General features: G+C 45.2%; 13 protein-coding genes. 4 read left to right on the top strand and 9 right to left on the bottom strand.

The genetic code is table 11. The features are described from left to right. Positions 1-2 precede the first annotated feature (2 nt). A complete protein-coding gene (rplM, locus tag AB4274_RS15715; protein ID WP_010434689.1) occupies positions 3-431 on the bottom strand; it encodes a 50S ribosomal protein L13 in 429 nt (142 codons plus the stop codon). Positions 432-678: 247 nt separating this feature from the next. Beyond that, entirely contained in the window at positions 679-1782 is a 1104-nt protein-coding gene (gene zapE / locus AB4274_RS15710; protein ID WP_017061433.1) for a cell division protein ZapE, read from the bottom strand. Between the two features lie 219 nt (positions 1783-2001). Here zapE and zapG point away from each other — a divergent pair, with 219 nt between their 5' ends. From zapG to degS, 3 genes are all read left to right on the top strand, one after another. Continuing rightward, entirely contained in the window at positions 2002-2457 is a 456-nt protein-coding gene (zapG, locus tag AB4274_RS15705; RefSeq protein WP_017061432.1) for a Z-ring associated protein ZapG, read from the top strand. 126 nt (positions 2458-2583) lie between these two features. Then, complete coding sequence (locus AB4274_RS15700) at positions 2584-3939, top strand: Do family serine endopeptidase (protein WP_017061431.1); 1356 nt, start codon at positions 2584-2586, stop codon at positions 3937-3939. Positions 3940-4097: 158 nt separating this feature from the next. Further along, entirely contained in the window at positions 4098-5162 is a 1065-nt protein-coding gene (gene degS, locus AB4274_RS15695) for an outer membrane-stress sensor serine endopeptidase DegS (protein ID WP_017061430.1), read from the top strand. A 102-nt stretch (positions 5163-5264) separates the two neighbouring features. Here degS and parC read toward each other — a convergent pair whose 3' ends face one another. From parC to nudF, 6 genes are all read right to left on the bottom strand, one after another. Next, positions 5265-7523, bottom strand: coding sequence for a DNA topoisomerase IV subunit A (parC, locus tag AB4274_RS15690; RefSeq protein ID WP_017067236.1), 2259 nt, complete (start codon positions 7521-7523; stop codon positions 5265-5267). 3 nt (positions 7524-7526) lie between these two features. Further along, entirely contained in the window at positions 7527-9407 is a 1881-nt protein-coding gene (parE, locus tag AB4274_RS15685) for a DNA topoisomerase IV subunit B (protein WP_017061428.1), read from the bottom strand. 239 nt (positions 9408-9646) lie between these two features. Further along, positions 9647-10252: an esterase YqiA gene (gene yqiA / locus AB4274_RS15680; protein WP_017061427.1), complete on the bottom strand. Its 606-nt coding sequence runs from the start codon at positions 10250-10252 to the stop codon at positions 9647-9649. A 15-nt stretch (positions 10253-10267) separates the two neighbouring features. Then, positions 10268-11092 (bottom strand): 3',5'-cyclic-AMP phosphodiesterase, encoded by an 825-nt coding sequence (gene cpdA / locus AB4274_RS15675; protein WP_017061426.1) that lies wholly within the window; start codon positions 11090-11092, stop codon positions 10268-10270. A 59-nt stretch (positions 11093-11151) separates the two neighbouring features. Then, positions 11152-11592, bottom strand: a complete 441-nt coding sequence (locus AB4274_RS15670; RefSeq protein ID WP_008222561.1) for a DUF1249 family protein — start codon at positions 11590-11592, stop codon at positions 11152-11154. 4 nt (positions 11593-11596) lie between these two features. Then, entirely contained in the window at positions 11597-12226 is a 630-nt protein-coding gene (gene nudF / locus AB4274_RS15665; RefSeq protein ID WP_017061425.1) for an ADP-ribose diphosphatase, read from the bottom strand. Between the two features lie 227 nt (positions 12227-12453). Here nudF and tolC point away from each other — a divergent pair, with 227 nt between their 5' ends. Further along, a complete protein-coding gene (gene tolC / locus AB4274_RS15660; RefSeq protein ID WP_017061424.1) occupies positions 12454-13779 on the top strand; it encodes an outer membrane channel protein TolC in 1326 nt (441 codons plus the stop codon). A gap of 121 nt (positions 13780-13900) precedes the next feature. On the opposite strand, the gene hldE is transcribed toward tolC, so the two are convergent. Further along, the gene (gene hldE / locus AB4274_RS15655) at positions 13901-15331 is read right to left on the bottom strand and encodes a bifunctional D-glycero-beta-D-manno-heptose-7-phosphate kinase/D-glycero-beta-D-manno-heptose 1-phosphate adenylyltransferase HldE (protein ID WP_017069485.1); all 1431 of its coding nucleotides are present in this window, start codon (positions 15329-15331) and stop codon (positions 13901-13903) included. Positions 15332-15372: the final 41 nt, after the last annotated feature.

Raw genomic sequence — 15372 nt, 5'->3', positions numbered from 1 at the left:
CCTTAGATGTCTAGTACTTGTGGCTGTTGAGCAACATGGTTGTGCTCAGTACCAGCGTACACTTTAAGCTTACGGTACATCGCGCGGCCTAGAGGACCACGTGGAAGCATACCTTTAACTGCTAGTTCTAGAACCATTTCTGGTTTCTTAGCAATTAGCTTTTCAAAAGTGATAGTTTTAAGACCACCTGGGAACTCTGAGTGACGGTAGTAAACCTTACCCTTAGCTTTGTTACCAGTTACAGCAACTTTCTCAGCGTTAACAACGATGATGTAATCACCAGTGTCTACGTGAGGAGTGTATTCTGCTTTGTGCTTGCCGCGTAGGCGAGAAGCGATTTCACTTGCTAGACGGCCAAGAGTTTTGCCTTCAGCGTCTACAACATACCAGTCGCGTTTTACAGTTTCTGGTTTAGCAACGAAAGTTTTCATGCTAATAATTACCTATTTAAAAAATTTACACTTAAGGAATACTCGCGTATTCCCACTGTCTAAGAGTTACCATTCATCACCCCTTCGAGTGTTGGAAAACTCTTGGCATAACGTGATTTTACTCATCGCTAGAGGCCCGCAGTAACGGTAGGTCGCAGGATTATAGAGAAGAGCGAAGAAAAAATCACCTCTTTTTGAACAAAATCACGATTTTTTTAATTCTATTTCTTATTCGAGATAATCAAAGCTAACTTAAGTGTTCTTTTGCCAAATATTCATGGCTCTGCATTTCAATTAAACGCGACTGACAACGTTTAAATTCAAACTCTAGCTGACCATGGGTGTATAGCTTTTCTAGCTCCACTTCCGCTGAAATAATCAGCTTCACATTGCGCTCGTAGAACTCATCAACTAATGCAATGAAGCGCCTCGCAGCGTCATCTGAAGTCGCGCCCATTTGCAATACATCCGCCAATAGAACTGTGTGATAAACCCGAGACAACTCAATATAGTCGTTCTGGCTACGAGCCGACTGACAAAGCTGAGCAAAGGTACCATGCAGTACGCCATCACTCGCTTCGACTACATCTAATTGACGGTGGTTAACCTCTATCTGCTTAAGCTTCTCTTTATCTTCACCAACCAGCTGAGCGTAATACTTTTCGAGATTAATATTCGCTTGGCTATCTAGCGGGTAATGGTAAATCTCAGCCTGTTCTAAGGTACGTAGACGATAGTCAATACCACTATCGACATTAAGGATATGACAGTTGTCTTGAATGAGCTTGATGGCAGGTAAGAAACGCGCTCGCTGTAACCCGTTGCGATACAGATCCGCAGGTGGAATATTAGAGGTCGCAACCAAGATAGCGTTTCGAGCGAATAACTCTTGGAACAAGGTTCCTAGGATCATCGCATCGGTGATGTCTGAAACAAAGAATTCGTCGAAACAGATAATGTCCGCTTCTTCCTTCAACTTGTCTGCGACTAAAGGCAATGGATCACTCACATTACCTAGCGCCTTTAGCTCATCATGAACTCGATACATAAAGCGGTGAAAGTGAACACGCATTTTTTTAGTGGTCGGTAAGGCATCATAGAACGTATCCATTAGGTACGTTTTTCCTCGCCCTACGCCACCCCAAAAATAGAGACCTTTCGGTGGTTGTGGCAGTTCTGGCTTTTTGCCTAGTAATTTCTGGAAGCGAGTCAGTTGAGGAATGGGCGTATTCATGTAATCTTGAAATTGATGAAAGAGTTCATCTAAAGATTTTACGGCTTGCTCTTGTGCTGGATCTCTTTGAAATCCATGTTCTTTTATATCTTGTTCGTATTTTTTAATGGGATTCATGACGACATTTCCACAATGAAAGCAATATCAGACAACAACTAAAAATGAGCCCAAACAGTACGAGGAATAACGTGATGTGGTGAATAATGCAGCATCAAACTGCTAACTAGCGCACACGCATTTCTCTTTATACTGCGGCTTTCTCATAGTACCATGGAGCCGTATCACGTGTAACTAAGTAGTAACAAACATGTTAAAAAACAATAATAAGGAGCTGTTATGCCTTGGATGTATGCCGTTGCCGGTTTACTAGTCGGAGTTATTTTAGGGGTCGCTATTTCTCGTCTCATGACACCTGAATACAAAAAACAAAAGAACGTACAGAAAGAATTGGATAGCGCAAAGTTTGCCCTTGAGCAGCAGCGACAAGAGCTGGCTGATCACTTTGCGAAATCAGCAGAAATGTTGGACACATTAGGTAAAGACTACACAAAACTGTACCAACACATGGAAAAAACAAGCTCAGAGCTGATTCCTAACCTGCCAGAGCAAGATAACCCGTTTGTGAAAACAGCCGCTGCCCATTCGGACAAGCCACAAGAGAAGCCTTCAGTAAAAGAGGCGACACTTGAGGAACAACCGAAAGATTACGCTAATGGCGCAACCGGTTTATTTACAGAGCAGAAGAAAGAAATCATGAATGCTCCCGATGTTGTTACAGCAAAAGCATCGTAAACATTTAACACTTCTGTGAACTTTACAAAGGTTTTTGAGTCATAACTTTCACTCAGGTCATTTGAAACTTATCATACTTATTAAACGTATAAGAGGGTTAAGACCTTAACTAGAGAGGAGTTTATGATGAAAAAACCTTTGCTTGCTTTATCAGTGCTAACTTTAAGCTTAAGTTCAATCATCACCCCCATTAAAGCAACAGCCGCACTGCCACTAAGTGTGGGTAATGAACAATTACCGAGCCTTGCTCCTATGCTTGAACAAGTGACCCCCGCTGTGGTTAGTATTGCCGTAGAAGGCAAACAGGTACAACGTCAGCAAATCCCTGAACAATTTCAATTCTTTTTTGGTCCAGAACAAACACGAGAGCGTCCCTTCCGCGGATTAGGCTCTGGTGTCATCATTGACGCCGAGAAAGGTCATATCGTGACCAATTACCATGTCATTAATGGTGCGGACGATATCAAAGTAAAACTTCATGATGGTCGAGAGTACGATGCCGAGCTCATCGGCGGCGACCAGATGTCTGATATCGCACTGCTAAAATTAGAAGAAGCCAAAAACCTGACCCAGATAAAAGTCGCAGACTCAGACAAACTAAGAGTTGGTGATTTTAGTGTCGCGATCGGTAACCCATTCGGACTTGGGCAAACCGTGACATCCGGTATTGTTTCTGCACTCGGCCGTAGCGGCCTGAATCTAGAAAACTTTGAAAACTTCATTCAAACCGATGCAGCAATCAACAGCGGCAACTCTGGTGGTGCGCTAGTGAACCTTAACGGTGAGCTAATTGGTATCAACACCGCCATTCTTGGCCCTAACGGAGGTAATGTCGGTATCGGCTTTGCAATCCCTTCTAATATGATGACAAACCTGACAGAACAAATTCTCGACTTCGGTGAAGTAAAACGCGGCATGCTTGGCGTTCAAGGCGGAGAAGTGACCTCTGAATTGGCAGAAGCACTCGGTTATGAATCAAGCAAGGGCGCCTTTGTTAGCCAAATCGTCCCTGACAGCGCAGCCGATAAAGCAGGACTGAAAGCGGGCGATATTATTGTCTCTATTAATGGCAAACGCATTGATACCTTCAGCGAGTTAAGAGCTAAGGTCGCAACACTCGGCGCTGGTAAGCAGATTGAACTGGGTGTGGTTCGTGACGGTAAGAGCAAAACCTTTGATGTGACGCTTGGTGAATCCACCAATAATAAAACACAAGCTGAGAAGCTCCATGAAGGACTAGCTGGTGCTGAGTTAACCAACACAACAGAGAGTGACTCTGCAACGGGCGTCAAGGTATCGAATGTTGCTCAAGGTTCACCAGCCGAAGCCTATCAACTCCTGAAAGATGACATCATCATCGGAGTAAACCGCCAGCCCGTTAAGAACCTTGCTGAGTTTAGAGAGATTCTTGAAAAACAACCTGGTGTACTGGCGCTTAATATCCAGCGAGGCGACCGAACTATCTATCTTGTGATTCGATAGTCTTACGTCAGCGCAATTACAGGGAGGCTCAGTAAGTTTGCTTTAAACTTACTCAGTCTCCCTTTTCTTTAGATCAATCAAAATGCTATGCTTCACTTGTAATCAAATCAGTCATCCATTGATGGAGGCTTCACACCTTACTTGTTGAAGAGGGAAACATGCTGTCCTTTCTATTTCGTTCTATTTCCCTTGGACTCGTTTCAGCGGCGCTTATTCTTCTCGCCTTCCCGAGCTTAAGACCAGCGATTGTCGCTGACGTCACTAGCCCTAAAGTCGATAATATTGGCTCTCTTCAGATTTCATTTAACCAAGCAGTTCGCCGCGCGGCGCCTGCAGTGGTTAACATTTATAGCCGTAAATACGCTGAAAGCGATCGAAACAAACTGCTCACACAAGGTTTGGGCTCTGGGGTGATTGTTAGCGAGAAAGGCTACATCATTACCAACTTCCATGTGGTGGCTCAAGCAGACCAAATAGTTGTGGCACTTCAAGATGGCCGAGTAGCAGCTGCGCAACTTGTCGGTTCAGACAAACGCACCGATATCGCGATACTTAGAGTCAGCGGTGATAATCTACCGGTGATCCCACTCAATCCTAATTACAAAGCCAATGTCGGTGATGTTGTACTGGCTATCGGTAACCCATACAACCTAGGTCAAACAACAACCTTTGGTATCATCTCTGCAACCGGCCGTTCTTCGATCAGTGCCGATGGCCATCAAGCCTTTATCCAGACCGATGCGGCAATCAATGAAGGTAACTCAGGTGGCGCACTGGTGAACTCACAAGGTGAGCTAGTCGGTATCAATACCGCCTCTTTCCAGCAAGCTACCGACATGGAAACCTATGGGATCTCATTCGCTATCCCCTATCCGCTTGCTAATAAAATCATGGAAAAGATCATCGCCGATGGTCGTGTGATTCGTGGCTATATTGGTATCGATGGACAAGACATCAACTCAGTCACCTCACGCATGTTGGGTACTAAGAATATCGGCGGGATCGTTGTGTTGGGGATAGACCCTAATGGTCCGGCTGCCGATGCGGGTTTTGAAGCTCAAGACATTATTGTCAGTATCAACGATAACCAAGTAAATGGTCGCCAGAGTGTAATGGACATCGTTACCGACCTGCGACCTGGTACAGTTATCGATGTGGGTATATTGCGCCAAGGTGAAAGCAAAACCTTAAAGGTGACCATCGCCGAAGATACTCGCCTGTAGAGCAAACTCTGTAAGCAATGATTCAAGCTGCTAATACACAAGTACAAAAAACCCAGCTCATAGGCTGGGTTTTCTTTTATCTAAAGATTGTTTCAAGTATCTCTACGATTCACTTTGCTCTTCGATATCGATGCGAGTCACTCGCTGTAGTCCTCTAGGCAGTAGACCACCACGACGACCACGTTCACCACGGAAGTTTTCAAGATCCGCAGGTTTCAAACCAAGCTTACGTTTACCGGCGTAGATAGTCAGCGTCGCATTCTCTGGGATAGCCATAAGATGTGAGACAAACTCTTCACGCTCTTTTGCTTTCGCAGAAGGGATGTTGATGATCTTGTTGCCTTTACCTTTGCTCAGCTGAGGGAGATCTTTAATCGGGAACAACAACATACGACCTTGGTTAGTAATCGCCAGAATCTGATTACTGTCCAAGTCAGCAATAGGGCTTGGCATCATCACTTCAGAAGCTTGTGGCAAGTTAACCAAGGCTTTACCGCTCTTGTTCTTGGACAGCAGATCGCTACCCTTACAAACAAAACCATAACCTGCATCAGAACCGACTAACCATAATTGTTCATTCTCTCCCATCACCACTTGGCGAATAGAAGTACCTGGGCTGACGTTCAAGCGGCCTGTAATTGGCTCACCTTGGCTTCGCGCCGACGGTAATGAATGTGACTCAAGGGAGTAGCTTCGACCATCACTGCCGAGGAACACCGCTTGCTGGTTACTCTTACCCTTAGCACTCGCTAAGAATTTATCACCCGATTTGTAGTTCAAACCTTCAGCGTCAACTTCATGCCCCTTGGCATGACGAATCCAACCTTTCTCAGACAACACAACCGTGATTGGTTCGCTTGGTACTAAGTCGCGCTCTGTTAGCGCTTTCGCTTCAGCGCGCTCAATCAGAGGTGAACGACGATCATCGCCGTATTTATCCGCATCTGCTTGGATTTCTTTCTTGATCAGCGTATTCAAGCGACGCTCTGAACCGAGTAGCTTTTCAAGCTTCTCACGTTCAGCTTCAAGCTCTTCTTGTTCCGCTCGGATTTTAAACTCTTCTAACTTAGCTAAGTTACGAAGTTTAATATCAAGAATCGCATTGGCTTGAATTTCAGAAATGTTGAAACGGCTCATTAGGACAGGACATGGTTCGTCTTCTGTACGAATGATCTCAATCACTTCATCGATATTAAGATAAGCAGCAAGCAAACCTTCTAAGATGTGCAAGCGTGCCAGTACTTTATCTAAACGGTACTGCAAACGACGGCGAACCGTTGTGCGACGGAACTCGATCCACTCTTTCAGGATTTGAACTAAGCCTTTAACTTGAGGACGATTATCTAAACCAATCATGTTCAAGTTAACGCGGAAGTTTTTCTCTAGATCCGTCGACGCGAACAGGTGACTCATCAATTGGTCACAGTCGATACGATTCGAACGAGGAACGACAACGATACGCGTTGGGTTCTCGTGATCCGATTCATCTCGCAAGTCGTCAACCATTGGCAGCTTCTTAGCGCGCATCTGGTTAGCGATTTGCTCAAGTAACTTCGCACCTGACACTTGATGAGGTAAAGCCGTGATAACAATATCAGAGCCTTCCTTGTGCCAAACCGCGCGCATCTTGATGCTGCCACGTCCAGTACGGTAGATCTTTTCGATGTCCGATTTCGGGGAGATAATCTCAGCTTCAGTCGGGTAATCTGGACCTTGAATGAAACCCATCACGTCTGAAAGCTCAGACTTAGGCGTATCAATTAGGTGAATGGCTGCATTAGCGACTTCACGCACGTTGTGTGGTGGAATATCGGTCGCCATACCTACCGCGATACCTGTAATACCGTTAAGTAGGATGTGAGGTAGGCGAGCAGGCAACATTTGAGGCTCTTTCATCGTGCCATCAAAGTTTGGTTGCCAGTCAACAGTGCCTTGACCTAGTTCACCTAGAAGAACCTCAGCAAACTTAGATAATTTGGCTTCGGTATAACGCATCGCAGCGAACGATTTCGGATCATCAGGAGCACCCCAGTTACCTTGACCATCTACCAATGGGTAGCGGTAAGAGAAAGGCTGCGCCATCAATACCATCGCTTCGTAACAAGCAGAGTCACCATGTGGGTGATACTTACCTAATACGTCACCAACGGTACGTGCTGATTTTTTGTATTTCGATGCAGCCGATAAGCCTAGCTCAGACATCGCGTAGATAATACGACGCTGTACTGGCTTCAAGCCATCACCGATATACGGCAATGCACGATCCATGATCACGTACATTGAGTAATTTAAGTAGGCATCTTCGGTGAACTTGCGCATTGGCAGCTGTTCAACGCCATCATATGTAATTTCGTTAGACATCCATTATACCTCGGCCATATCACCGTTAGTCTGTAGCCATGTACGGCGATCATCTGCACGTTTCTTACCAAGCAGCATGTCCATCATCTCGTTGGTTGCTTCGCTGTCATCAATCGTTAACTGCACAAGGCGACGAGTGTTTGGATCCATGGTGGTTTCACGCAACTGAAGTGGGTTCATTTCACCCAGACCTTTGAATCGTTGCACGTTGATCTTGGCTTTCTTCTGCGATAGTCGCTCAAGCACACCGTCTTTCTCTGCGTCATCAAGTGCGTAGAACACTTCTTTACCGCAATCGATACGATACAGAGGAGGCATTGCCACATAGATATGACCCGCTTCAACTAATGCATGGAAATGGCGAGTAAACAAAGCACACAGCAGTGTCGCGATATGAAGACCATCCGAGTCCGCATCGGCAAGGATACAGATCTTACCGTAACGCAGGCCGGATAAATCATCGTTGTCCGGGTCGATGCCTAGAGCCACCGAGATGTCGTGCACTTCTTGCGAAGCCAATACTTGGTCTGCTGACACTTCCCATGTATTTAGGATCTTACCGCGAAGTGGCATAACTGCTTGGAACTCACGATCACGTGCTTGTTTAGCAGAACCACCCGCCGAGTCCCCTTCCACGAAGAAGATTTCGGTACGGCTTAAGTCTTGAACTGAACAGTCAGTTAGCTTACCCGGCAGTGCTGGGCCTGAAGCGATTTTCTTACGCACAACCTTTTTGCTTGCGCGCATACGGCGGTGGGCATTCGCAATACAAGCTTCTGCTAGCTGTTCTGCCAGTTGTGGCTTTTCGTTCAACCACAGGCTAAACGCATCTTTTACCACACCAGACACAAACGCAGCAGTTTGACGTGAAGACAAGCGCTCTTTTGTTTGACCAGCAAACTGCGGATCTTGCATCTTCACCGACAGTACGTACGAACAGCGATCGAAGATATCGTCGCCCGTTAGCTTAACGCCACGCGGCAGCAAATTACGGAATTCACAGAACTCACGCATTGCATCAAGAAGACCTTGGCGAAGACCGTTTACGTGTGTACCACCTTGTTTAGTCGGTACTAAGTTCACGTAACTTTCGGTGATCATGTCGCCGCCTTCTGGCTGCCAGATGATCGCCCAGTTTGCCATTTCTGTTTCAGCAACGAATTCGCCAACATACGGTTCTTCAGGCAGCAAGGTGTAACCTTTCACGCCTTCGGCAAGGTAGTCTTTTAGACCATCTTCATAGAACCATTTATGCTCTTCACCACCGACTTTGTCGATAAAGGTAATTTCTAAACCTGGGCAAAGCACTGCTTTTGCACGTAGGTTGTTAATCAGACGAAGTGTCGAGAATTTAGGGCTATCGAAGTACTTAGGATCAGGCCAGAAATGTACTGATGTACCACTGTTACGATGACCACAAGTGCCCGTCACAGTAAGCTCTGTTACTGCATGACCGCCTTCAAGTGCGATCTCGTGAACCTGACCTTCTCGGCGTACGGTCACTTCAACACGTTTTGACAGCGCGTTTACAACCGAGATACCTACACCGTGCAGACCACCAGAGAACTTATAGTTGTTATTCGAGAATTTACCGCCAGAGTGGAGCTTAGTTAAAATCAGCTCAACACCTGAGATCCCTTTTTCAGGGTGGATATCGACAGGCATACCACGGCCGTCATCGGTAACTTCTAACGATTGGTCTGCATGAAGTACCACTTTGATCTTCTTAGCGTGTCCCGCTAGTGCTTCATCGACCGAGTTATCAATGACTTCTTGGGCAAGGTGGTTAGGTCTTTCTGTCTCGGTATACATTCCCGGGCGGTGTCGCACAGGGTCGAGACCTTCAAGTACCTCGAGGTCTTTTGCATTATATTGTTCAGTCATAATACGGAGTTTACTCAAAAAGTTTGCGTCAGTTCGCTGGCTCCAGTTTCACTAAAGCAGAATCATTACTATGAACCGTCATAGTAGAGCGAACGAGCGAAGTATTGGGGAATATAGTCTGGAAGCTGAGTAATGATGTCAAGCTAGTTCAAAAACTAAGACATCAAACTATGATATTTCACCATTGATAGATGAAATAACAGGCAAACAAGAGAAAATCACTTGGTTGGTGGAACAGATTAAAGATTTAGAAAGGTGATGATTTGTTGTGGGTAGCGTTCAAAATCAACAAAGCTATGATCCCCGCCCTCTTCTACTGTCTGTGTTGCACCTTGGTACTTCTCTACCGCTTGTCGGTAATCCAGAACTTCGTCTTCCGTTTGCTGAAGTAACCAGAAGTCGCTCGGCTTAGCGATAGCCGAAACCTCTAACGCCTTCAGTTCATCAATATGTTTTGTTTCCAGTACATATCGTTCATCTGTGTATGGGTTTACTTGTTCACCTAAATAGTCAGCAAGAAGCTCATACGGCTTCACTGCTGGGTTTACAACCACCGCTTTAAAACCATAGTGGCTATTCAGCCATGTTGAAAGATAGCCACCCAGCGAGCTACCGACCAACGCTATTTGATATTGCTCTTTGTATTGCTCCACCAGCTGCTGTAAATGAAGTGCCGCTTGTTGAGGGAAACTCGGCAGTTGAGGGGTTACGACTTTAATATCAGCGCGATGCTCCGCACAGTAATCTGCCATCACATTCGCTTTATGAGAACGTGATGAGCTGTTAAATCCGTGAATATAGAGAAGCAGCGATGGCTTATTAGCTTGTTGATTAGAGCCTGGCATCAATAACCGCCTTCATTAGTAACCAGCAGCCTTAAAATCAGGCAAGAACTGCCCATGAGGCAGACGACGAACTTGCGTGCTAACGGTACCGTCTTGATGTAATTCAATCTCTCTCCAGCCCGGAGACAAAGTATCAACCGCGAAGTCATCTGAGTTAGGTTTGAATTGCACACAAGTCGACGGTGTTGCCATGACTTGTACACCATGATGATCTCGGTTCATGTCTTGATGAACGTGACCACACAGTACGGCTTTAACATTGGTGTGCTGTTGAACCACATCCCAAAATTGATCGGCGTCTTTTAGGTTATGTTGATCTAACCATGCGCTGCCAACCAACAATGGATGGTGGTGCAATAGAACCAAGGTATTACGTTCAGGGAACTCCGTCAGCTTCTGTTCTAATAGGTCAAGCTGTTGATCGCTGAGGCGACCATGAGGCACACCAACCACCTGCGAGTCTAGCATCACCATCTGCCAGTTATCGCCTAGCAAGACATGCTCAACACACTGTATTTGTGGTGATGGTAAAACACTGCCCATATTAGGCTTAAAGTCATGGTTCCCTGGCAGCCAATAGCATGGCTTTTCCAAAGGCTGAATCCCTGACTCAAATTTCTGGTACGACTCAGCACTGTGATCTTGAGATATATCACCGGTTGCTAAAATCGCTTGATAGTCAAAGCCCTGACTAACAATGCCATCGACTACAGCACGAAAGCTATCTTGAGTGTTGATGCTTAATAAGCTGCCATTGCTCGGCGCAAATAAATGCGTGTCCGTTAGCTGCACAAGCTTAATAGTGCTCTCATCAAATTTTGAAGTGTGTGATAATTCCAAAATAACAAATCCAGATACGTTACTGTTTAGACTTTAAAAGTGTTGATAAATAGGCTCAATTAAAAGGCAATTGGGGTTCGGCTGATACCCGTTTTTAAACAAAACGTTAACCATTCCCCAAGAAATTTATTCAATTGAAATTTCTCGTCCTTTTGCAGAAGCTTAGTGTTGGGGTAGTCATATTTCGCTTTGACTCGCGAAAAATCCCCGCTAGCGCACACTTCTGCAACTCGAGCGTCGTGATATAGCCTGACAGACATTTTTGGCAAAGGAAACACTGGCATCGCATCACTCTGACATATATCTATTAATGTGGTGTATTTTGTGACCTCATTCACTGTCAATTGATACACCATATTAACGGCTTGGTAACAGCGAACGTCACCAACCTCATGCCCAACCGGTAACAAAGCGTTCAGTTTGGCATAGTTAGTCTCGTAAACTCGCATCAATTCAGCAAGATCAACATGATACGGTTTTTTGACCGCGATATTTGGCATGACGTTAATCTATCCACTCTGACTGTAATTCTTGGTAGTTCAATTGTAGCCACTGTAGCGCAATGATCGTGGCTCCATTTTCAAATACACCATCTTTTACCAACTGATAAGCAGCTTCGCGACTCATCACTTGTACACGAATGTCTTCACCTTCGTAGTCCAATCCGTGTACCCCTTTGGCTGTCGTTGCATCAACACAGCCAACAAAGACGTCGAGCTTTTCAGAGCAACCACCAGATGAAGGATAATACGAAGTAATAGGCAATACAGATCCGACTTCGACTCCGGCTTCTTCCATTGCTTCACGACGAGCGACGTCTTGTGGCGATTCGTCCGTATCAATGATCCCAGCAACAATTTCGTATTGCCATGGGTTCTCATGCTCTAGGGCTCCGACACGGATCTGTTCGACGATCACCACTTCATCACGCACAGGATCATAAGGTAGCAAAGCGGCAGCATGTCCACGCTCAAACATCTCACGCTCTATTGGTTGGCTCCAGCCTCCCTCAAATAGTCTATGTTTAAATGTGTACTTGACCATTTTGAAAAAACCACGAAACAGCGTCTCTTTTGAGACTATTTCCACATCTTGCGGAGTAAACTCATGTCGTTGATTGTCATACTGTTGCATTTGGTACCTCACTAAGTGATCTTTATAGTTTACTCATTGTCCGAGTTAACTACCAAGGATAAGGTTCAACTTTTTATATAAAATTTATAATTAAAGTTAAGCTTTAAAAAATAAATATTGCACAAGTGGACAGTTAACTGTAAAAAAGTGCAAAGTTTCGAGTAAATTACCACCAAACTGGGTTAAACTCTTCTAAAGAAAATTCCATAAAAGGCAGGAATAGGAAAATGAAAAAACTGCTTCCACTATTTATCAGTGCAGCAATTGGCAGCCTGAGTTCGTCAGCTTTTGCTGATACGCTAGCTGAAGTTTACGACCAAGCAAAACAGAACGATCCACAACTTCTTCGTTCAGCAGCGCAGCGCGATGCCGCTTTTGAAGCAGTAACGTCAAGTCGTAGCTCTTTGTTACCGCAAATCAACCTAACAGCAAACTACGACATTAATCGTGGTGATCGAGATACATCAGGTGTTGGTAATTCAAGCATTGATAACAACACTTGGGGAGCTGCTATCGGCTTCAGCCAAGAGCTTTACCAGCGTTCTTCATGGATCACACTAGATACGGCAGAGAAAACCGCTCGTCAATCTGATTCAGCTTACGCGGCAGAACAACAAGCCTTGATCCTTCGTGTTGCGACAGCATACTTCGAAGTGCTTCGCGCTCAAGATAACCTAGAATTTGTTCGTGCAGAGAAAGCAGCGGTTGCTCGTCAACTAGAGCAAACTAAGCAACGTTTTGAAGTAGGTCTTTCAGCAATCACCGATGTACATGATGCGCAAGCTCAGTACGATGGTGTTTTGGCTGATGAAGTTCTTGCAGAGAACGACCTAACGAATAGCTACGAAGGTCTTCGTGAGATTACAGGTCAGGAACACTCTAACCTAAGCATCCTAGATACTGATCGTTTCTCAGCAAGCAAATCTTCTGAGTCTGCAGTTGCACTTGTTGAACAAGCAGAACAAAAGAACCTTAGCTTATTGGCTGCACGTATCTCTCAAGACGTAGCAAAAGACAACATCTCTCTAGCAAGCTCTGGTCACCTACCAAGCTTAACCCTAGATGGTAGCTACGCTGTTTCAGATCAATCAAACAGCACCCAAGATTACGACCAAGACAACCTAAACATTGGTTTGAACTTAGTTGTACCTCTATACACGGGTGGTAACACAACTTCATTGACTAAACAGGCTGAATACAACTACGTTGCAGCAAGTGAAGATCTAGAAGCAACTTACCGTAGCGTTGTAAAAGACGTACGTGCATTCAACAACAACATCAGCGCTTCGATCGGTGCTCTACGCGCTTACGAACAGTCTGTAGTTTCTGCTCAGTCTGCTCTAGAAGCAACAGAAGCTGGTTTTGATGTAGGTACTCGTACTATCGTTGACGTACTAGATTCGACTCGTCGTCTATATGATGCGAACAAAAACCTTTCAGATGCTCGTTACAACTACATCCTAAGTGTACTTCAGCTTCGTCAAGCAGTTGGTACGCTAAGCGAACAAGACATTGTTGATGTAAACGCAGGTCTAAAAGTAGCAAGTAAGTAACTCTTAATTACTCAAGTTACCGTTACAAAAATGCCGCTCATTGAGCGGCATTTTTATTATCGATTAAAGCGAGATTTACTGCCTAACTAAAAGCTTAACGCCAAAAACTAAAAACTAAAAACTAGCCTCGACCACCTTTAATCGCTTTAATGATTTCAGTGGTAGAGCAACCATCTTCAAAGTTAAGTACTTTCACTTCACCACCAGCAGCAATCACTTCCGCACCACCAGCAATCTCTTCAGGCTTGTAATCACCACCTTTCACAAGAATGCTTGGCAGTACCTCAGAGATTAAACGTTGAGGGGTATCTTCAGAGAATGGCACAACCCAATCAACTGCACCTAAGCCAGCCAATACCGCCATACGACGATCAGTTGGGTTCACAGGGCGACCAGGGCCTTTCAAGCGTTTCACTGATTCATCGGTATTTACCGCAACGATCAAACGATCGCCCAGCTCAGCCGCGTGATTCATGTAAGAAACATGACCAGCATGTAGAATATCAAAGCAGCCATTGGTCATAACTACCTTCTCGCCTTTCGCACGAGCACGCTTCACCGCTTCAACCAGTGCCGCTTCTGAGATCACACCGTAGTCTGTGTCTTGACTGCCGTGAATCGCTTCAGCTAGCTCTATCGTGGATAACGTTGACGTACCTAGCTTACCAACAACGACACCAGCTGCAGCGTTCGCTAATGCACACGCCTCATCCAATGGCTTACCAGCTGCAACAGACGCAGCCAGTACTGAGATAACCGTATCACCAGCACCAGTTACGTCGTACACTTCTTTCGCTTGGGTTGGCAAGTGGAATGGTGCCTGACCTTTACGTAATAAAGTCATACCATTTTCACTGCGAGTCACCAATAGAGCTTCAAAGTCATACTTCTCGATCAAGGCAATACCCTTCTCGATAAGATCTTCTTCTGATTTCACTTTACCTGCAACCAGCTCAAACTCTGCCATGTTTGGTGTAAGTAATGTCGCACCACGGTAGCGCTCTAAATCCGCGCCTTTGGGATCGATGAATACAGGAACATTGGCTGCGCGTGCTTTTTGAATGAAGCTCTGTACATGCTCTAATGCACCTTTCGCGTAATCTGACAAGATAACCGAACGTACATTTGGTAGGGCTTGCTCCATGCGAGACAAAATAAGCTCTGGGTTGGTGTTTTCGAATTTGTCTTCAAAATCCAAGCGAATCAACTGCTGACCACGGCTCATCACTCGTAGTTTGGTGATGGTTGGATAGTCTTCTAACTCAACGAAATCACACTTAACCTTCAGAGCACCTAAAGTGCTTTTCAACACCTCAGCAGGCTCATCTTTACCAGTCAAACCAACAACATGAGCATGCCCACCAAGAGAGGCAATGTTCATTGCTACGTTGGCAGCACCACCAGGACGCTCTTCGTTATTTTCTACTTTCACAACGGGGACTGGTGCTTCTGGTGAAATACGGCCAGTTGGGCCATACCAGTAACGGTCAAGCATTACGTCACCGACAATAAGAACACCTGATTGGCTGTAGTCAGGTAGAATTGGTTTCATTGTTGAGCTCCAAAAATCGAATCTGGCTAGAGTCTAGCACA

The organism is Vibrio sp. 10N.261.55.A10 (assembly GCF_041470825.1).
GTDB classification, from domain to species: Bacteria; Pseudomonadota; Gammaproteobacteria; order Enterobacterales; family Vibrionaceae; genus Vibrio; species Vibrio crassostreae_C.
Note: the sequence above shows the minus strand (reverse complement) of the source record. Positions and strands in the feature narration are given on the sequence as shown.

Excerpts from the sequence above, each read along its gene's own strand:
- rplM (WP_010434689.1), bottom strand. The coding sequence starts at position 431 with ATGAAAACTTTCGTTGCTAAACCAGAAACTGTAAAACGCGACTGGTAT.
- zapE (WP_017061433.1), bottom strand. The coding sequence starts at position 1,782 with ATGAATCCCATTAAAAAATACGAACAAGATATAAAAGAACATGGATTT.
- zapG (WP_017061432.1), top strand. The coding sequence starts at position 2,002 with ATGCCTTGGATGTATGCCGTTGCCGGTTTACTAGTCGGAGTTATTTTA.
- AB4274_RS15700 (WP_017061431.1), top strand. The coding sequence starts at position 2,584 with ATGAAAAAACCTTTGCTTGCTTTATCAGTGCTAACTTTAAGCTTAAGT.
- degS (WP_017061430.1), top strand. The coding sequence starts at position 4,098 with ATGCTGTCCTTTCTATTTCGTTCTATTTCCCTTGGACTCGTTTCAGCG.
- parC (WP_017067236.1), bottom strand. The coding sequence starts at position 7,523 with ATGTCTAACGAAATTACATATGATGGCGTTGAACAGCTGCCAATGCGC.
- parE (WP_017061428.1), bottom strand. The coding sequence starts at position 9,407 with ATGACTGAACAATATAATGCAAAAGACCTCGAGGTACTTGAAGGTCTC.
- yqiA (WP_017061427.1), bottom strand. The coding sequence starts at position 10,252 with ATGCCAGGCTCTAATCAACAAGCTAATAAGCCATCGCTGCTTCTCTAT.
- AB4274_RS15670 (WP_008222561.1), bottom strand. The coding sequence starts at position 11,592 with ATGCCAAATATCGCGGTCAAAAAACCGTATCATGTTGATCTTGCTGAA.
- nudF (WP_017061425.1), bottom strand. The coding sequence starts at position 12,226 with ATGCAACAGTATGACAATCAACGACATGAGTTTACTCCGCAAGATGTG.
- tolC (WP_017061424.1), top strand. The coding sequence starts at position 12,454 with ATGAAAAAACTGCTTCCACTATTTATCAGTGCAGCAATTGGCAGCCTG.
- hldE (WP_017069485.1), bottom strand. The coding sequence starts at position 15,331 with ATGAAACCAATTCTACCTGACTACAGCCAATCAGGTGTTCTTATTGTC.